General features: G+C 36.9%; 14 protein-coding genes and 1 pseudogene. 4 read left to right on the plus strand and 11 right to left on the minus strand.

What is annotated here, in order from left to right:
• Positions 1-68: 68 nt before the first annotated feature.
• Positions 69-323: pseudogene (locus VXQ92_RS14095) on the plus strand (LysR substrate-binding domain-containing protein); the annotation flags it as partial.
• A gap of 357 nt (positions 324-680) precedes the next feature.
• On the opposite strand, the gene VXQ92_RS14100 reads toward VXQ92_RS14095, so the two are convergent.
• Positions 681-3,173, minus strand: a complete 2,493-nt coding sequence (locus VXQ92_RS14100) for a DEAD/DEAH box helicase family protein (protein ID WP_416682218.1) — start codon at positions 3,171-3,173, stop codon at positions 681-683.
• 252 nt (positions 3,174-3,425) lie between these two features.
• On the opposite strand from VXQ92_RS14100, the gene VXQ92_RS14105 reads away from it, so the two are divergent.
• On the plus strand, positions 3,426-4,751 hold the full coding sequence (locus VXQ92_RS14105) for an ISNCY family transposase (RefSeq protein ID WP_253157337.1): 1,326 nt from the start codon (positions 3,426-3,428) through the stop codon (positions 4,749-4,751).
• Positions 4,752-5,061: 310 nt separating this feature from the next.
• Here the strand turns inward: VXQ92_RS14105 and VXQ92_RS14110 are convergent, their stop codons facing one another.
• The gene (locus tag VXQ92_RS14110; protein WP_416682220.1) at positions 5,062-6,192 is read right to left on the minus strand and encodes a hypothetical protein; all 1,131 of its coding nucleotides are present in this window, start codon (positions 6,190-6,192) and stop codon (positions 5,062-5,064) included.
• 440 nt (positions 6,193-6,632) lie between these two features.
• Between VXQ92_RS14110 and VXQ92_RS14115 the strand changes: the two genes are divergently transcribed.
• Both VXQ92_RS14115 and VXQ92_RS14120 read left to right on the plus strand, forming a co-directional pair.
• Positions 6,633-8,078: a DNA cytosine methyltransferase gene (locus VXQ92_RS14115; RefSeq protein ID WP_416682222.1), complete on the plus strand. Its 1,446-nt coding sequence runs from the start codon at positions 6,633-6,635 to the stop codon at positions 8,076-8,078.
• Positions 8,079-8,140: 62 nt separating this feature from the next.
• Positions 8,141-9,460 carry an MvaI/BcnI family restriction endonuclease gene (locus VXQ92_RS14120; RefSeq protein ID WP_416682224.1) on the plus strand — a complete coding sequence of 440 codons (1,320 nt, stop codon included), beginning with the start codon at positions 8,141-8,143 and terminating at the stop codon, positions 9,458-9,460.
• Positions 9,461-9,483: 23 nt separating this feature from the next.
• On the opposite strand, the gene VXQ92_RS14125 is transcribed toward VXQ92_RS14120, so the two are convergent.
• The 9 genes from VXQ92_RS14125 to VXQ92_RS14165 all read right to left on the minus strand — a co-directional run bounded on the left by VXQ92_RS14125 (position 9,484) and on the right by VXQ92_RS14165 (position 19,246).
• A complete protein-coding gene (locus VXQ92_RS14125) occupies positions 9,484-9,948 on the minus strand; it encodes a very short patch repair endonuclease (RefSeq protein ID WP_396469911.1) in 465 nt (154 codons plus the stop codon).
• A gap of 250 nt (positions 9,949-10,198) precedes the next feature.
• The gene (locus VXQ92_RS14130) at positions 10,199-10,585 is read right to left on the minus strand and encodes a hypothetical protein (RefSeq protein ID WP_004644755.1); all 387 of its coding nucleotides are present in this window, start codon (positions 10,583-10,585) and stop codon (positions 10,199-10,201) included.
• Positions 10,586-11,011: 426 nt separating this feature from the next.
• Positions 11,012-12,289, minus strand: coding sequence for an LPD7 domain-containing protein (locus VXQ92_RS14135; protein WP_416682225.1), 1,278 nt, complete (start codon positions 12,287-12,289; stop codon positions 11,012-11,014).
• Positions 12,290-12,299: 10 nt separating this feature from the next.
• Positions 12,300-12,581 carry a hypothetical protein gene (locus VXQ92_RS14140; RefSeq protein WP_163172815.1) on the minus strand — a complete coding sequence of 94 codons (282 nt, stop codon included), beginning with the start codon at positions 12,579-12,581 and terminating at the stop codon, positions 12,300-12,302.
• Positions 12,582-12,591: 10 nt separating this feature from the next.
• Complete coding sequence (locus VXQ92_RS14145) at positions 12,592-15,021, minus strand: type IV secretory system conjugative DNA transfer family protein (RefSeq protein ID WP_163172817.1); 2,430 nt, start codon at positions 15,019-15,021, stop codon at positions 12,592-12,594.
• Positions 15,018-16,130 (minus strand): P-type DNA transfer ATPase VirB11, encoded by a 1,113-nt coding sequence (virB11, locus tag VXQ92_RS14150; RefSeq protein ID WP_163172827.1) that lies wholly within the window; start codon positions 16,128-16,130, stop codon positions 15,018-15,020. Before virB11 ends, VXQ92_RS14145 begins: the two co-directional genes overlap by 4 nt.
• A complete protein-coding gene (gene virB10, locus VXQ92_RS14155; RefSeq protein ID WP_416682227.1) occupies positions 16,111-17,529 on the minus strand; it encodes a type IV secretion system protein VirB10 in 1,419 nt (472 codons plus the stop codon). Before virB10 ends, virB11 begins: the two co-directional genes overlap by 20 nt.
• A complete protein-coding gene (locus tag VXQ92_RS14160; RefSeq protein WP_416682228.1) occupies positions 17,529-18,419 on the minus strand; it encodes a TrbG/VirB9 family P-type conjugative transfer protein in 891 nt (296 codons plus the stop codon). The genes virB10 and VXQ92_RS14160 overlap by 1 nt, the downstream gene beginning before the upstream one ends.
• 11 nt (positions 18,420-18,430) lie before the next feature.
• Positions 18,431-19,246 carry a virB8 family protein gene (locus tag VXQ92_RS14165; protein ID WP_163172863.1) on the minus strand — a complete coding sequence of 272 codons (816 nt, stop codon included), beginning with the start codon at positions 19,244-19,246 and terminating at the stop codon, positions 18,431-18,433.
• Positions 19,247-19,288: the final 42 nt, after the last annotated feature.

Consider the following 19,288-nt stretch of genomic DNA (forward strand, 5'->3'; position numbering starts at 1 on the left):
CTATGATAAGATTAACCCGTTAGGTCAGGTGGCCTAACTTAAATAAAAAAGTCTCCGACAAACCCGGTACGGTTCATGGAAAACTTAGTAGTAATGATGGGCAGGTGACACTAGACTGGGCTCTTGATGGTCATGGAATACTAATGAGGGCAGAATGGGATGTCTTAAAGTATTTAAAAAGTGGAAGATTAGTACAAATTTTAAAAGAATATGAAACTTTACCTGCTGATATTTACGCTATATATGCAGATAGATTAGAGCATTCACCTCGAATAGCACATTTTCTTGAGCATTTAAAAGATTATATTAATTCTCAAATATAATTTTTAGGATTCTTTTATATGATCAGTTACTTATATCATCCGGTATTAAGTGTAAAGAGGGGAAAAAGTATACCCAATTGTTATTTTTTTAAATGAAGACTTCCCGTATCCCTCCTTTAAAAAGTAAGTCAGGAATTAGATGTAGATTAAGCAGAGGAGCTAATCAAAATCGTTAAACATGGGAAAAATATTAATCGTGGAACATAAAAATCAACAAAAAAGCCCATTCGAGGGTGAATGGGCTTTTCAATAGCATATAAGAAATTGATTTTTAAAGGAATAGAAATAGCATTTCGTATAACGTGTATTATTTTAATTTTAGAGAAACTTAAAGTTCCTTCTCAAAAAAAGAGTTTCTTATTTTTTCTTCATAATAGATTCAAATCTTTTAAAATATTTTTTAAAGATAGAATTATTATCCAGTCCATAATGGTTCAATTCACTTGTTATTTCCTGAGCAGTATTTTTAGATTCACTTATCATATGTTCATAAAACTTTATCATAACATCCAAAAGTTCTAAGGTTCTTGATTGATTGATAATAACCGTATCTGTTGGATAGTGAGCATCTTTATCAAAAGATGTAACATTAGTTAAAGTAGTTGGAATTATATTTACCATAGTTGGATAATTTTTCTTTGCCCACTCACAACTATCACTTAACTGCCCAGAATCTTTTTTATGTAATGATTCAACCTGATTATGTTTTATCTCTATCACATAAACATTATTATCTAGATACCAACAGACATCTGGACCTTCCTTATATTCATCTTCAGGATTTATTGAATCCGCCCCTAAGAAGTATCCTAATATTTTAAAGTTTTTTTCTATTTTATTACTTCTAACTTCATTGAATCCAAAATCAGATTTAATTTTTTGCAATTGTATTAAAATACCTTCTAAATTATTGTAATTTTTAATTATTTTTTCAATATTTATTGCGGAATATGTTGGCTCTTTAAAAAGTTTTCTTGGATATACTGTTAATGGTTTAATAGCTCGAGGATATAATTGTATTGCCTTATTCTGAATTTGCATACTTTCCACATCATCAGTAAAGCTTACAATACGAGCAAAATTTTCCAACATTTTCCCCTTATATTTTGAATCAGGTAAAGAGTTAATAATATTATTAAATGACTCTTTCGAAAGGTGAAATTGATTTATATATGAATCTTCATAGAATTTACGTTCTGTGTAAGCCAAATCTAGCAATTTTTCATCATATGAAAATTCAGTTTTTTTAACCTTTTTCATTTCAGATTGATAACCATTTTTCCAAGCTAGATCCCGACTCAAGCAACTAGCAATAGTCTTTTTAATATTCTCAATAGAGTCTTTTTGGTGTTTAGCAATTTGTTTACTGACTCTAATTCCCAAATCTAACTGACAATTAGTTTCAGGACTCAATGCTGTTCTACAATCTTTATGAGCAATAAAAGAGCTTAAATCACTACCAACTAATAATATTACGGAGTAATCAACATGAGAACGTACAGCTCTTCCCATACCTTGTTCTAGTCTAAATATGTTTTTCCCACCGAATCCAGTTATATTACCTAAGCATTCACTATCGTAGTTATCAATTATACTTTCACCAAAAGGTATCTCATCTATCACTAATATTCGACACAAGTCATCTGCAAGATCTAATCCTTCAAATCTTTGTGCCATCACATAAAATCCTGATTTATTTATTTTTGAACTTAAATCGAATAAGACTTCATTAATATTTTCACTATTAAGAAAAATTGCCCCTTCATCAGTCCAAACTTTTGCTTGATTTATAGATGATGTAAGCACAAATACTGTGGTCTGTTTACTTAAATCAGCACAAAGATTAACTACTTTATTTTTTTCTAAATCTGGCGAAATAATAGAGGGCACAAGGATCATCCGTTCGCCTGTACCTTTATCCGATAAAGGTGCAACCATATTCTGAACAATATCTTTTTCCAAGCCCAAAAATCTAATAAAATTATCTGAATCAGAAAAAGTCGCAGACATAAATAGTTTATGCTTAGACTCATAATATGGAGTAATATTTTTGATATTTAATATATTTGGTGAAATTTCAAAATTTCCTTGACTAAATATACATCTACAAAAAGTTAGCTCGTTTTTAATAAGAGGATAATTAAATTTTAAATCTTTATGATCTTTATACTGGTTTAATAACCCAAAAATTTCTTCTATTTTTGATTGCCATATCCAATAAGGAACTTCAAAAGCTTTACCATCTGTTTCAAATTCAAGCCATTGAATACCCAAATGTATTTTGCATGGTTCTTTTATAATAGATAATAATTCAGTATAAATTTCTCCCGACGAAATAATAGAAAATTGTTTTTTAATTATATCCATACCAGTATGGGCATCGTCAAAAGCAATTGCACAAGGTTGTATCCCATATGTTTTAAAAGTACTAAGTCCATTAAATAATTTTTCATATGTTGAGACAATAATTTCATCACCACACATAGCTTCTGGACTTACTACTCTATGTCCTTTTGAATAAATATTTGATTGTATGCCTAATTTTGTAGCTTCCGATATTACTTGCTCTGCTAATTGTAAAGTTGGAACCAAAAATAGAACTGGTTCCTTATATTTTTGGGCATAATACTTTAGGTAGAGTAAACCAATTGTTGTTTTCCCCGAACCAGTACTAAGTTTAAGAATAATTGCCTTTTTTTCTAATTTAGAGTCTAAAATATCAATACATTCTTGCTGTATAACACGCAGTGAACTATGAGAACTTTTTGCATCTAATGAATCATACAATTCATTAATATTATTAATTTCAATAGGATCATTATCTGAAAATATTTCATCAAAAAAAGACATTTTTATTCCCGATTAGTTTTTTGAAAATTAACTTATTATATTGAAAATAAAAATTTTTTTGTTGTTTTAATTAAGGTAAATAGATACTTTCCTCATAATTATCTTGATAATAATTTAACATAAAATCTCTTATACGCAATAAAAATGTAAGCCCAAAATAGAAATGTCCGGTTTCTCCAAAGTAAAAATGTCCGCTTTTAGAATATGCATTTTTGCAATTTCCTTAGCGGACGGTTTGATATGTTGGTGTCTATGTCGGATAAAGAACTTAAACGATTGTCGGTCTTGCAGGAAATCTGTGATCAACGCATAACCCAGTCCCAAGCTGCTCAGTTACTTCATATTTCAGAGCGTCAGATCAGACGCTTACTGCAGAAATACAAAGCTCAAGGCCCAGTTGCATTAGCCCATGCCGGTCGTGGTCAAATCAGCAACTCCAGGCTTCCTGAAGAACTCAGACTCAAGTGCCTCAATATTGTTTCGGATCAACTGCATGGTTTCGGACCCACTTTAGCGCATGAAAAGCTCACTACCATTCATGGATTCGACATTTCGGTGGAAACACTACGTTCTTGGATGATTGCAGCCGATTTATGGATTCCTCGATCCAAGCGTCTGAAACGCCCGTATCAGCCTCGTTATAACCGGGACTGTTATGGTGAACTGATTCAAATTGATGGCTCACACCATGACTGGTTTGAAGGTCGAGCCCCTAAATGCTGTCTGCTGGTGTTTATCGATGATGCCACAGGAAAATTGCAGCATTTACGCTTCTGTGAATCAGAATCAGCCTTTGACTATATGATTTCAACACGTTTGTATATTGAGCAGCATGGTAAGCCGTTGGCATTTTACAGCGATAAACATTCAGTCTTCAGGGTGAATCAAAGCAGTAAGAAAGACACCAAGATTACCCAGTTTGGGCGCGTACTCAGCACCCTGAATATCGATATTATCTTCGCTAATTCACCACAGGCCAAAGGCCGTGTAGAACGGGCCAATAGAACGCTTCAGGACCGTCTGATCAAAGAAATGCGCCTGGAAGGCATCTGTTCGATTGAGCAAGCGAATGCCTGGCTACCCTGCTTCATTGAGCAGTTCAATCAGAAGTTCGCCAAGATGGCTTTTAATCCCAAGGATTTACACCGGACTGTTACTGAAACTGCTGAGGAGTTAGATGATGTTTTTACTTGGCGTGAACCCCGCAGAGTCACGAATAGCCTGACGATTACTTATGATAAATGCGTATATCTCCTGGAAAACACGGAAGAAAACCAAAGATTGATTGGTAAGTATCTTGAGTTCCTAGAATACCCGGATGGTACAGTCGCGATTGAATATCAGGGAAGAAAAATCAATTACAGCATCTTCGATAAATTAAGTCAGCTTAACCAGCGAGAGATTGTTGAGAATAAACGTTTAGGTGCTGTTCTCAATCATATTCAACAACAGCATGAAGAGTTGGAACAGCAATACAAACGCAATCGTTCTCAATCTATGCCAAGAAGACGTGCACAGAAAACAGCAATTCAACAACGAAATCTGAATCCTGTGCTTGACTTGGAAATGTCTGTATAGGACATTTCTATTTGGTTTTAAGGTAGGACATTTCTACTTGGGAATAACAAAAAATGTAAGCCCCAAATAGATATATCCGCTTTGTGCCTATATGATGACTTGGCTGTAATTTCCTATGATGGATGTATCGAAAGCAGGATGCTCCAAATAACAAGAATAAGGAAATCGCACAGGATCAGCAGATACGACAGGACTTACACCAAGCGAGCCCAATATGAAAAACCTTGGCAAGATGCCGGAGTTTTTTATCAGGTAATCTGGATTGGTAATCCCCCCTAAAAATAAAAGGATCTAAAAGTAGAATTTTCTCTTAAGATACTAAGGCATGGTTTTTGATGACATTGGAAATTTCTTCACTAAAAATAATTTCAACATCATTATTGCCGTCAGCATTTAAAGGCTTTTTCACTATCATAAAGAGGTCTTTAAGAATCTTTAATGTAAGAGGATCTTGACCAGTACTTTGAAGACGATAAACAGATTCATCAAGAATAGTATTTAATCTTTTGATCGTGCTTTCATGAATATTCTTCTCCACAGAAACAAGATAAGCACGGTAAAGGATCGCTATGGCAGTTTTATATTTCATATAAACTTGCATATTCAGTCTGCCAGCTTGAGGAGAGGATATAAGCATATCTTTGCAAATTATTTTTCTGTTAGATACATCAAAATCTGAGTGGGTTAATAAATCTCGAATTTCACACTGAATATGCACTTTATTGAAATAAGGTAAGCTGGTTTCAATCGCTTTTTTTAGATTTTTAATAGTCAGGTTCGTTTTATTATTAGCAAGACTTGAGAAATCCATACCTCTTGAATTATCCGCATATACCAAAGCATTGCTACGCGTCATCATTGTAATAGCTGACCAGAATTGATAGTTAAGTTCAGCCTTGAGCTCATCACTTAGATCAAGAGCCATATAGTTATCATAGATATAAATAATATCATCAATATTTTTTAAAAGCTCAGAGGCAACCGCTACCTCAGATTTAAAAGGATTAGGATTGAACTCGATTCCAATCATGGAAGATATTAGAAACCCGAATAATCGAGCCATATCCTGATTTTCAATAATAGAAGCATAGCTGTACTTTTGAGCTAGAGTATCCATTGCTGTTTGAGCTAATGCTTCATATAAATCAGAGTCTTGTACCGGACGTGCTATATTTTTAACAACTACTGAAACATCCGGATGTATAAGACTGGTAAATAACCCTGAGGCAATATTAAATTCAGCATTAGATTTAAGATGGTCATTCATCATAAGAACACGAATAAGATATTTATTATTCTTAATTTTTTTATGAGTTGAAACTAGACTTATGATGGCATACGTAAATCTTGGGTCTTCAGTATCCATGTAGGAAATACCTTCAACTTTATAAGGATGGCGATAATTCTTAGGTGGTACTAGTTTAATTTTTTGCTCTGACATGTGAATTCTTGAAGAAACCTCGAAGTTTTTAAAATAGCCATTGGGATAGACTAAGAAAATGAATTATCAATACTTTTCCTATTCTTGCACAGTTTTCCTTTTTTAGCATTTGAAGGTAAGACTAAAATTCCTTTTAACTTGGACTTCTTTCTGATGGAGGTTGTATCTAAAGAAAAAAAGAATAATCATTTTACCAACCATAATCGTCAAAAATGACAAGAATCACAAATACATTTCATAGTAAGCTGCTGACGCTTTATGTACTTACTTTAGCAATTCTCATTAATTTTCTATTTGTTTAAAAATCCGCATATGTACCAGAATCAACTAAAAGATCAGTTGAGTATTGCATAATTAATGAACACAAAGAACTTAAATCCTCCAATCTGGGTTAAATGAGTGATAAAATATCACTCAAAATACCCAATATAGATTTATAGATGAAAGAGCTTTTGTCCCAAGCTGATGACCTGCATGAAAAGTACCTAATCCAGGAAAACCAGAAAATTGCAGAACACAAGGCGCTGGTTAATCAGGTACTGGAGTCCTATGACCAGAAAACTGTTGCTGAAATACTTCGTAGAGTAGGTCAGTATGACTGGACCCGTGAAACGCTGAATAAATGGCTGAATGGAAAGAGTGCACCAAGGGCATTGAGTGAAGGTGAAGTAGAAATGCTTCAGCAAAAAATGCTTCCAAAACCACCAGCCCACCATCCAGATTATAAATTCCGTTTTATTGATCTTTTTGCCGGTATTGGTGGGATCAGAAAGGGATTTGAAGAAATCGGCGGACAATGCGTGTTTACCAGCGAATGGAACAAGGAAGCCGTCCGGACATACAAGGCTAACTGGTACTGTGATCCTGAACAGCATAAATTCAACGAAGATATCAGACAGGTTACGCTGACTGAAGATCCGGATACAGACATCAATGAAGCTTATGAGCATATTGATAACGAAATTCCAGATCATGAGGTACTACTGGCCGGTTTCCCATGCCAGCCGTTCTCTCTGGCAGGTGTTTCAAAAAAGAATTCCCTTGGCAAGGCTCATGGTTTTGAATGTGAAGCACAGGGAACTCTGTTTTTTGATGTGGCACGTATTATTGCTGCAAAACAGCCAGCCATTTTCGTACTCGAGAATGTAAAAAACTTGAAAAGCCATGACAAGGGAAATACCTTCCGTATCATCATGAAGACGCTGGACGAGCTGGGCTATGATGTTGCAGATGCTGACGCGAGTGGTCCGAATGACCCCAAAATCATTGACGGCAAAAATTTCCTTCCCCAGCACCGTGAGCGTATTGTACTGGTAGGCTTCAAACGCAGTCTGGATATCAAGGGAGACTTTTCCCTGAAAAATATCAGTAAACTCTTCCCTGAAGTCCGTCCGACCATACAGGATGTGTTAGAAACAGAAGTAGCAGACAAGTACATACTCACTGAAAATCTCTGGAAGTATCTTTACAACTATGCAAAGAAACATCAGGCCAAAGGTAACGGTTTTGGGTTTGGTCTGGTAGATCCGAAAAATCCTGGCAGCGTGGCCAGAACCCTTTCAGCTCGTTATCATAAAGACGGTTCGGAAATACTAATTGACCGCGGCTGGGACATGCAGCGGGGAGAAGAAGAGTTTGATGATCCAAATAACCAGAAAAACCGCCCACGTCGTCTAACACCACGGGAATGTGCCAGACTGATGGGCTTCCAGAAACTGGACGGAGAAGATTTCTTCCGTATTCCGGTCTCGGATACACAGGCATACAAGCAGTTCGGCAACTCGGTTGTTGTGCCTGTTTTCGCTGCCGTTGCAAAGTTACTGGAACCTTATATTTTACGTGCAGCAGAAATCCGGAAGCGTGAAAAAGACAAGATGTCTGCTTAAAAGCTATAAAAATCACTAAAATAGAGGTACGATCCGGTTAGAAGACAATGACTGGATTGTATATGGCCACTCTCAGACAGATATCACAGAAAATGCAGGATCTGGGTGCAACCCGTATCCTGCTCAAGCTTCTTTCCAATAATGACAATTCCAAACAGCAGATCTATTTTGGGGGGAATTTTGAGGTTATTCAGGACTTCCCGCTGGGAGAGATCCGTGCTGATGGAGAGTCCAGCAAAGGCCCTATATTCAAGGCACCTCTCAAACTGTTCTGGATTACACCAGAAGGTGAAACTGAAGAAGCCGCAGGTTCCCAGATTATCCTTTATCCCAAATATCCGGAAATCAGGCTTTCGGGATTCCTTCGTGGCTGCTCGCTTGCCCCAGGCAAGATAATGAAACCACCAACATCAGAAGAACGTGAACGGTATGCCAGCCAGAAACGGGGCATGATACTAGGACTGACTGATGACAAGGTCTTTGCGTATACAGGATCATGGAATGAAGAAATTTCAAAAGAGATCCAGGAATATACCGAACAGAATCAGGACAAGCAGGTCCTGTCAGTTTTCTATGAATATTACTCCAGCCTTGCAGACAGTCAGGGTCTTTTAATTGAAAAACTCAAAGATATCTACATCAAAGGGCCCATAAGATCCAGAAGACTGGACAAAGACGGTACTGTTATCTTCTATGAAGCACCTAATGGAGCCGGTTTTACCCTTGAATGCGAATTTGGCATCATTCCAAACGGAAATGCCAGTCCAGATTTTCTGGACTGGGAGCTGAAAACAAGATCAAAAAGCAGTACAACTCTGATGACTCCTGAACCGGATATCGGACTCTATCGTGATAGCTATGCAAATTTCATGAATACCCATGCAAACCGTAGGCAACCGCATCAACTTTATTTTACCGCCAAACACCAGACTGGAATCCGAAATCCGGAAACCCACCTGACACTTTTCATTGAAGGGTATGATCTGGAGAAAAAGAAAATCACCTTGAGCGAGGGTGGCTATTTTCTGAAAAATGACAATGGAGAAATTGCGGCCGGGTGGACCTTCAGCAAACTGCTCAATCACTGGAAGAAAAAACATACAAAAACATGCTATGTCTCATATACTAATTTAAAAATTGAAGGATCTACCTATTACCAGTTTGGCCCAAAGGTATCGCTGGCTAAAGGAGCGAGTATTGAAAAATTCCTGGATGCCCTGTCTACAGGAATAGTAGTCCATGATCCAGGATGTAAATATGCATTGGATCAGAATACAGGTAAATGGAAACAGAAAAAACGTAACCAGTTCAGGGTGTCAGCAGGCAATTCAGCTTGTCTCTATGATGAATATAAGGAGCTTGATCTGTCATCAGAGGAATAAGTATGGCTGTATTTTCCCAAAGATCATAGATCTCTTTGAATGTCACGTATTTTAAGAAACTGTTCATCACCTGCAAGCCAGTCAGCAATTGTACTGACTACTTTTTCCGGATCTTTTTTGGCTCCCCGAATACTGCATTCCCAGACGATACAGACCCGCCAGTTACTGGCGAGCAGGAGATCTACAGCTCTGGAATCATTCGCCTGATTACGACAGATTTTTTCCTGCCAGAATTCAGTCCGCGTTGCCGGTAACCTGAAAAGATGGCAGTCTTGGTGGCCATGCCAGAAACAGCCATGTACAAAAATCACTGACTTATATTTTGGTAGCACAATATCCGGTTTTCCCGGCAGATCCTTTACATGAAGACGATAACGGAATCCTTTTTTATGAAGCAGGTGTCTTATTAGCAATTCAGGCTTTGTATTACTGCCTTTGATTCCGGCCATCATACGGCTACGTGTAGAAGGGTCAACAATATCTACCACTAGTCTCTCCTATCCTTCCTGACTAATCCTTTTCTCTTTTATTCCTTCAGTAATTTTTATCATCCAATAAAGGAGAGCAAAAAATGGAATAAGCAAGATTAATAGATAAAGGATACTAAAATTCAGAAAGTATCTGGCAAATGATAATGCTGTTAGTAAGACCAATAATCCGCAGACTGTATAGAAAATTTTATTGCGTTTACTAACCAATTCGACAATAGAAAGATCCTGATTTTTCATTCCATGATCCTTAGTAGCTTGAGCAATACTGCATTTCTCTATAACCATGAAGCATATTCACCAGAACCATTAACTGGTTAAGGTATGTGCAAGGTAATCCATTTAATTCAGGGAATTTTTCCCACATTAAATATTTGTCTTTGTAAAGAAAGCTATTTCTCTTAAATTTTTCTTGACCAGATAATTCAATTTTCATTTGTTCAAGCTGCTTAAAATGCTCAACCACATCGTCTGGAATCGGCATATTGAGTGCTACACTCTTACCATTCAACCAATATTGGATTGGTCGGACGTTAATAGATTCATTAAAGCCTATAGCTTTGAAATAATCCCTTACTGCTTCAGCGTTATAGAACCCCAATGATTCAACTAGCAGTTTAAAATCTGCATTTGTCATTATATACCGTCCTTAATCAGATTAAATTTGATTATATAGTCCACAGGTGGACAAAACAAGTAATATCCAAAGTTTAACCTTCTATTAGTTTTAGTAGATCATGGACTGCCAATGTTATTGTCTGGTCCATAATCTCTAAAACGTCTAATCCCGATGCTTGGACAATTGCTGCAAGCTGCAGCTATTATCCAAGCCTCTATTCTAACTATCTAATGCAGATCCATAGCAGACATATCAGAGCAAAGTGTCTACTTTGCGAACTGACGCAATCAGTTAAATTTTCCCTTCCCTGATTACCGTTGATTTTCAAGCGAGCTTTAAAAAGCTGTGCTTTTTAAATGGCGACTGCAGAAAATGAACTACTCCCATTTGATCCAGTAACGAGATATAAAAAAACACTCTTAATGGGTGTTTTCGTGGCATAGATTATCGGGATATATCTTTATTTTTAGTTCTCTCTTGAGTTTTAGTTTGTGGCTGCTGTTTTGGAGCATTGGCATCATAAGCCGTTAATTTTGGCTTATGAAATTTCTGATTTTGAATATCGGTATTGTGTTGAATCTGAAGCTTAGTTTTATCATTTTTGGTTAGAGCTTTTTCAGTTGTTTCTTTCAATTTACTCAAGCTTTGGGCTTCCCACTTCCCTTTATTTGCTAATGTTTGAACTCTTGCGCCTGTTGGCAGTCCAGTTTTAGGATCAATTTCTTTAGTATTCACTTCGACTTTGTTAGACCCTTTATAGGTCAGGACAATATCATCATTCTTAATAATATTTTGTTCTTTCAAAGTACGTTCCAGATCCTTCGCCCAGATTGTATTTTTTTCACCTTTACTATTTTTAATAGTGGCATAGTAGCTGCTGTTATTTTTAGGATCATGCTTATAAGGTGCTGCGCCATGATCTACTAATTTTCCAACGTGCATTTTTTTCTGATTAAGCTGTTCAACCGCAACTTCTATACTGGCTGTGCGCTGCTTTTCTGTGAAACCGTCTGCTTTCATTTTTTTATCAAAAACTCTCAGTAAAGCTTTTTCCTGTTCTGACAGGTTATTAATTTTTTCCTTCCGTTCTTGTGCTGGATCTACTTTATCCTTCTCATTTAAAGACTTCTCTTTCTGGCGTTCATTACCCTTTTCAATAGTATTGTGAACTACCTCTTTACCTTGTTCTTTTTTCATATCATTGAGCAAGGCTAGATCAATATCACGAGGTTCATAGCCCTTTACTATCATGCCCTTCATTGAAGCTTCAAGCCATACATTCCGTTTAAATTCTTCAGAGCCTTTAACCTGTATTGTTTCCCATTTTTTAGCTTTTGCTACCTCCACCATTGAAGCAGCAATATGCTTATCATCAATTGTGGTTTTTAAGGCTTTTCCAGAATCCTCAAAAGCTACTTTTTCAGGATTACCTTTAAAGTGATATTTGTCATCTACCACATAATATTTATTGAGCAATGCTTTAGGTATACCTTCTTCACTAGATTCTTTACTGTCATCAGTTTTTAACTTTTTGGTATCAGTTACCTTAGTTTCTTCAGGATCTTGGTTAATACCTTTTAAACCTTTTGAAATATCTATATTTTCAGCTTTTTCAATTGAATTGACCTCAGCTTGATTAGTTTCTAGCGTCTTGCCAAGCTTGGTATAGCCTGTTTGTTCTTTATTAGAACTAGGTTTATCGACCTTGTTTGCTTCAGTCATGATCAAGTCCTTATTGATTAGAAATATTTTGGCGACGTGCTGCTTCGTCAATGATCATTTTTGTTTGAATATATTTGTCTGTTAGAAGTGCAATTTGTCTTTCAGTTTCAGTGCTTAAATCTTTATTTTGCTGATATACAACTATACTTTGCATATAGTTTTTAACAGTGTCAGGTTGATTAACTGCTTTAGATGAAAAGCCATTAGGACTGGTTACAGCTTTATTTGATGCGCAGCCCACAACTGAAAAAGATAGCGCAAGGCTGATTAATGTAAGAGAGATTTTTTTCATAATAGTTTCCTTATTTAGAATTAACTTGGTTTGTAAACGCTCGATAAACGTCATCAATATCTGAATTAGTTAGCTGTTGATCATCTGCTGCAACAAGGTTTTCCATTTGTTCTGGTTCATTTACTGCAACAAGATTTTCCATTTCTGCAATCATGGCCAGAGGATCTGATTCATCTGCTGCAACAAGGTTTTCCATTTGTTCTGGTTCATCTACTGCAACTAGGTTTTCCATTTCTGCAATCATGGCCAGAGGATCTGATTCATCTACTGCAACCAGATTTTCCATTTCTGCAATCATGGCCAGAGGATCTGATTCATCTGCTGCAATCAGATTTTCCATTTCGTCATGACTAAATTCAGTGTCATCAACTGCAATAAGGTTTTCCGTTTGTTCTGGTTCATCTACTGCAACTAGGTTTTCTATTGGATTTTCAGCACTAGCTTCCACCTGGCTAAAGAAATCATCGACAATATTTTGCGCTTCAGTATCTTCTTCCCATTCAACAGCCCCAAAGAATTGATCGACCACTTGTAGACATTCTTCAGGTTGTGGATTTTCTGGATCTTCAAAAACTGTTTTATCTAACTTAAATTCAGGGATAACTAAGCTAGAAATATCTATCTGTTCAGCCTGTTCCACTGTAGTAATTTCAGTTATACGTTTTTCAATTTTTGCCTTATGCAGCTTTACGTCTAAATCAGGAATAGGAATTGAAAGTTCCAGATCCTCAAAGGCAATTTTTTCTAATTGCTTGTGAGTTGGAAAACCTTTAATTGCTTTCATGCTAGGAGAAACGGACTTTAGGCGATCCACAAAAGCACTGTCATTAAAATACTTAGCCTTTTCACACATGATAGGTTTTGTATTTTCCATAAAGATAATTTCTTTATCTTGCGACAATTCTTTTAACTCTTGAGGGAGCATTAAAGCTCGTCTTTGATCTGATTCATTTTCTGAATTAGAGCCACCTTGCCCCCATGCCATAGAACGGCTTTGGCCTCTAGATTTTGCTTTGAAAGTGAAATAGCCAAGCATTTCACTATATTCATTAGCATCTCGTTGTTCTCTAGGCGGGTAAATGATCTGCAAAGCATGGTTAGTTACAAGCCCCCTAGTTTGAGTTTTATAAACGTCTTCTAACTGACCAATAGACTGAATAATTGTTAATAAACGAATGTTATAACCCGCAATAAATGAGTTAGCGTCTGCAATTTTCGCTACTTTACCGACAGCCGTTGCTTCATCATTCACGACTAGGCACTGGTATTTCAAAGATGAATCTTGTTGTGGCAGTGTTTTTAGATTCACATCAATTAAGAGTGAATAAAACAGATTAATTAAGTTCTTAGCATCCCCTAAGCGGTTAGGTTGAACACCAAAATAAATAGACATTCTTTGTCTGCGTACATCTTCAAGTTTAAAGTCACTTGATGAAGTTGCAGCGTCCACAATCGGGTTCGCAAAAATCGTTAAAGGTGAGGTAAAAGTAGAAATGATGTTACCGAGCGTATTGTCTGGTGAACTTAAAAAACGGTTTAAAGCATCTAGGCAAGTATCACTAAGCGGTTTATCACTTTGCGCTCTTTCATCAATAATAGATCTAATATGATCCTGAATTGGCTTACCTTTACCTGAACTCTGTCTTAAAACCTCACCCATAGTTACAGGCAGATCTTCAGTTTCAAATAGATATAGGGCTAGGCCAAGAAATAAGTTATTAGCATTGTCATTCCAGAAATCGGTTTTAGCATCACCAGTCACAGGGTAGAAACTTCGACCAATAGCTAGAATTTCACCTACTCTAAAATTTTCGTCATGACTAACGGTATCAAATGGATTCCATTTGTGAGATTTTAGATCTTCAGAAAATGGGCTGAATAGATAAACTTTCTGGCCATTCTTAGCACGAAATTTAGAAGTTAATAGGAAGTTTTCAAGCTTCAAATCCAGTACAACTACACTATCCGAATAGTTTAGAAGGTTAGGAATAACAATCGCTACACCTTTACCGCTTCGTGTCGGAGCAGCCAGAAGTACAAATTGCTGACCGCCAAGCATTAAATATTTATTATGATATTTCCCTACTAAAATTCCTTTATTTCCCATCAATCCAGATTTCTGAATTTCTTTTGTTGTGGCAAATCTCGCATCACCGTGTAACGACTGTTTTTTATTAAACAGACTAGCAATGACTAAAGCAGGGAGAACAAAAGTGATAAATAGTGCAGCGATCAAGGCACCTTGCAGCTTTTTCTTTTGTGCAGGTACATTGTGTGCATATAAATCCCAATAATACCCCCACGTTGTCAGATTCACTTCAGGAAATGGATTGGTCTTATTAGCTAAGTAATAAAGAACACCGGCCAGATATTTAGTAATAAAGAAACCAACGACCGCTAAAAAAATTGCAAGGAGTAGGATCAGAATTTTTTTATTCACGCCCTATCCCCTACAATAATTTCAGCATCACCAAATTGAGCCTTAACTTTAGAAACAGGATCAAATTTGATTTCAGAAATAAAGCGTTCTTTACCTATTAAATTACTTTCATCATCGTATTTTTTCTTCACTTCAACATGAACAATAATATCAATGGTTAAAGCAACTAATTCCTTTAGTGTAGTGGCATCGTAGATATTTGCTTGTTCATGTTCTTTGCACATAAAGACGTAGCGATCATAAGCCAATGAACAGCTTTCAGCGTGATAACTTGTAATAGATCCACTGTGACCAGTTGTAAGTAGTTTCAGAAAGTCAAAAGCTTCTCCACCACGTAATTCAGCAAGTAATACACGGTCTGGCTTCATACGCATATTACTAGCGATCAGATCAGATGGGGTTACCTTAGCTTTACCTTGACCACCTTTAGAATAAAGTAGGTGAACCTTGTTTTCATGTGGAACAAAAAGTTCACGTACATCTTCAATAGTGACAAGACGTTCATCTTTAGGAATGTACTGACAAATTGCCTTCATGAAAGTGGTTTTACCAGAACCAGTATCACCAACAACTGCAATATTTTTCTTACATTGAACAGCGAATTTAAAAAATCCATCAAGATCTTTGTTTTCTAAAAACTGGACTAGCTTAATATCTTCAGTACGTAATACAGGTTTAAACTGCTCAAACTCATTAGATTTCCCATATCTGAAGTGGTCAAAAAAGCCTTGATCTTTATATTCCTGAAATGATCGGTTTGACTCGTCAGGAATACGGATTGTTATTGATACCGTTCCATTTTCAATGGCTGGCGGTAGAACAATCTGAATACGCTCTCCATCAGGCAATTGAGCAGATAATATAGGGTTTTCTTGGCCAATCCGTTGATTGGTATAGGTAGCAATAACATTAGCTAAAGCTGTTATTTGCGCCATTTCCAGATTTATAGAATGCTTTTCCCATCCTTTATTAGATTCCGTCCAAACTTCGTTAGGTGCGTTAATTGCAATTTCAGTCACCCCTTTAGTTTTTAAGAATTTTTCTAATGGAAGTAATAGCTGTCTAACCATTACATCCTTGCTTAAAACATTATTTTGCGCGGAGTTCATACACACCTCTGAAATCAATATCTTTGGCCACGTAAATTGAAGCTACATCACCCTGATTTTTATAAATTGTTGGCTTGATATTGATTGTTTCATTCAACACTGTTTCAGCCATTGATTTACCCATGTCTGAAGTGTTTTGAAGCATATAAGGAGTGCTATTGTTCCCGCCTGTTTCTTTAGAAATACCGTAAGCAATAGCGTCTTGAACTAAAGAAAGCATAAACGCTGCACCGATACGTGCGCCCCAACGGTTATCTACTCGACCACTTAAACCACCTGTTCCTAAATGGTCTGCTGCGGGAGAATCAATATCGACAATAACACCATGTGGAGTTTTTAAGCGTGACCAGATGATACCTAAACGTCTTTGCCCTTGTGCTGCAATACTTTTGTATTCTCCAATGACTTCAGATCCCGCTTCAGCAAGGACTACACGACCATTATCAGAATAAACAGGTTGTGGAAGGACACATGAAGCCATACCGCCAATTTCTGAAACGACTTTAACTGACAGGTTGCAACGGATTACACGACCTTTAGCAATTAAGTAATTTCGATCCCCAATAAACCTAGCCTGGACTTTATTAGAGGAATGATTAGCCATGTTAGTTGTAGCTTGTTGTGGCTGATGCTGCTGCATAGGTTCATCATCATGCGCTAAAGACATCAAACCAGATCCAGAGAAATTACCAGAACGGCTATTACTATTCTGATCCTGTTCAAACTGTTTCATCATGCCTGTTACTTGGTTATAAGCTGCTTGTTGATTCATGCTTGACGGCTGACCAACCGCCCCGCCTTGTTGTGAAGAGTTGACAAAGATCCCGCCACCGTAACGGCTTCCATTATTTAAAGGTACATATTGAGCTTGTTGTTGTGGCTGTGGCTGGATTACTACAGGTTGATTTGCTGCTTGCTGTTCAACTACTGGCGCAGCTTCAGGCTGTCTTAAAATCTGCTGACCATTTTGGCATTGAAAAACCAACATTCCGTTATAAGTTAAAGCATTGCCGTTATTGTCTGTTAGCTGTCTAGGAATACTTTTATCTTGACAGGCATCGATGCTTTGAAATTGAGCATTTTGACCTGCATCCATTGGAACAGGATCAGTATTAGTAAAATCCCGTCTTTTAGCTGAAGCATCTAGGCTTGGATCAATCTGACTTTCTTTTAATTGAGCTGCTTCATCAGCATCACTACTATCTGAAAAAAAGTTATAGGCAAAGACAGCTATAACTGTAAAAATTACCGCCATAACTGCAATAAACGCTATTTTTTTTCCTTTTCCATCTTCCTGATCCCCACGTTCATTGACAGACACAATGCCATTTTCTGATTCTTTAAATTCTTCATCAGGAGCTTTTTGATCATCTAATGGTTTTTGTTCATTAATATTCATTAGTTCATATCCGCAGTAATGACACGTTTAACACCCTCTACAGTAGTGCCATCTTGAGGAGCAACACCGACAGGATCATAAGATTCATTGAAAATACTCACTACGCCTTTTCCTTGACGTAAAACAAATTTTTTAGCTAGAGCTTCAACAATCAAAAGTTTTGGATCTTCTTTACTGATATGGAAATTAACTTTTTCTTCCCCTTCCGTACCGTCAATAAATACGACTGGAATATCAGTATTTCCTTTAAAACGCATATAGGTAAAACGACCGTCATCAAATAGCATTTCTGGAACAAAATGCTTCCCTTTTCTATTTGCAGCTTGACGATAATTCCAATTTTTAGGGATAGGCGCAGCATTGGCTAAACGATGCTGTAAAACCAAAAATTCAGTAAGCTGGCTTTCTTCTTTTAATTGTGCTGTATAAGCTTTATAGCGTTGAGCTTCTTGCTGTTTACGTTTTTCTTCTTCTTGTGGGTATTTAAAGACAACACGATACATCGGTTTTTCTTTAGCATTATTTAGGACTTGAAAATCAAAACTATAATCACGCTTATTAGTGCGTAACTCTAAGTTATTCCGCGTAGCTTTATCTTTTGGCTTCACCCATACTAAATTTGATCCAGTATCCGCAAAAATACACCAATTGGTGTCATCCTTTTCACAGTCTGAAGGATATCCAGTAGCAGCACCACGCTCTAAAATTCTTTCATCTTCACCTAATACGATGCGGGTTACAGTGCCTTTTTTGACAGTAATTCGATAAACATCATTAGGAACATAATTGATTGTTCTAATACGTGAATCGGTAGGCAAAGCTTTAGGCGTAATTGCTGCATAAGAGATCCCATGCACCGCTAAACCCAAAGCAAGAATTAATTTTTTCATGTAATGATCCTTTACATTCCTTGTTGAGCTTGTGGCTGAACAACAGCCCCGCCTTGTTGAATCGGAACATAGACTTGCTGACTAGGTTCAATAACCGCAGCTTGCGCTACAGGTCTATTAGGAGATAGTTCAGGATCGACACGATAGCCCACGACCTTAAAGCCGAATGGGTTTTTAATTAGATCTTTTTCTGTAAGTTTATTTAGATTGTTCGGAGCATATTCATATCGAATACTTGCAATATAATATTGTGGCTGTTCATCACGATTAGCTTCGACTGAATGCAAAGTCTTAGTGAAGCGGACACTAGCGGTAAAACCTGTTTCATCCTGATTAGTTTGGACAGAAATCACATCGACTTTTAATTCATATTTTTTACCGTACTTTTTATCTCTTGCAGTATCACCTTCATAGAGTGAAGCAAAGTCATTACCGACCTGATTACTACTCATAGTCATGACTAAATCATAATCTGGCTGTAATAAAGGATAGAAATAACTCTCGCGGGCGGTTACATAGCGAGTAATGTTATTTTTATCAATTAATTCTTGTTTGCCTTTTACTTGTTGGTCATCAACAACGCCCACGTATTCAACATTTCCTTGAGCTTTATCTACTGTGAAAACAACAGGTACAGTCTGACGCATTGGAGCTAATGTAACTAGTCCAATAGCTTCTAAGACGGCCACCCCCACCGCTACTTTTGCAATAGTCCAAGCTTTACGTTCTGACTTAGCTCGCATTGCAATAATATCTGCTTCCCAATCCATAGCTTTTTCATAGCTTTTAGCTTCTTCAGCAGCAGATACTTTTTTAAGTTTGTTCATGATAGACCCGATAGACCCTATTAGAGTTATTTCTCTAAGTAT

It is taken from the genome of Acinetobacter sp. 228 (assembly GCF_048147885.1).

Bases quoted from the DNA above. Each gene is read 5' to 3' on its own strand.
- VXQ92_RS14165 (WP_163172863.1), bottom strand. From the start codon at position 19,246: ATGAACAAACTTAAAAAAGTATCTGCTGCTGAAGAAGCTAAAAGCTAT.
- virB10 (WP_416682227.1), bottom strand. From the start codon at position 17,529: ATGAATATTAATGAACAAAAACCATTAGATGATCAAAAAGCTCCTGAT.
- VXQ92_RS14105 (WP_253157337.1), top strand. From the start codon at position 3,426: ATGTCGGATAAAGAACTTAAACGATTGTCGGTCTTGCAGGAAATCTGT.
- VXQ92_RS14115 (WP_416682222.1), top strand. From the start codon at position 6,633: ATGAAAGAGCTTTTGTCCCAAGCTGATGACCTGCATGAAAAGTACCTA.
- VXQ92_RS14135 (WP_416682225.1), bottom strand. From the start codon at position 12,289: ATGACTGAAGCAAACAAGGTCGATAAACCTAGTTCTAATAAAGAACAA.
- virB11 (WP_163172827.1), bottom strand. From the start codon at position 16,130: ATGAACTCCGCGCAAAATAATGTTTTAAGCAAGGATGTAATGGTTAGA.
- VXQ92_RS14130 (WP_004644755.1), bottom strand. From the start codon at position 10,585: ATGACAAATGCAGATTTTAAACTGCTAGTTGAATCATTGGGGTTCTAT.
- VXQ92_RS14160 (WP_416682228.1), bottom strand. From the start codon at position 18,419: ATGAAAAAATTAATTCTTGCTTTGGGTTTAGCGGTGCATGGGATCTCT.
- VXQ92_RS14110 (WP_416682220.1), bottom strand. From the start codon at position 6,192: ATGTCAGAGCAAAAAATTAAACTAGTACCACCTAAGAATTATCGCCAT.
- VXQ92_RS14100 (WP_416682218.1), bottom strand. From the start codon at position 3,173: ATGTCTTTTTTTGATGAAATATTTTCAGATAATGATCCTATTGAAATT.
- VXQ92_RS14120 (WP_416682224.1), top strand. From the start codon at position 8,141: ATGGCCACTCTCAGACAGATATCACAGAAAATGCAGGATCTGGGTGCA.
- VXQ92_RS14140 (WP_163172815.1), bottom strand. From the start codon at position 12,581: ATGAAAAAAATCTCTCTTACATTAATCAGCCTTGCGCTATCTTTTTCA.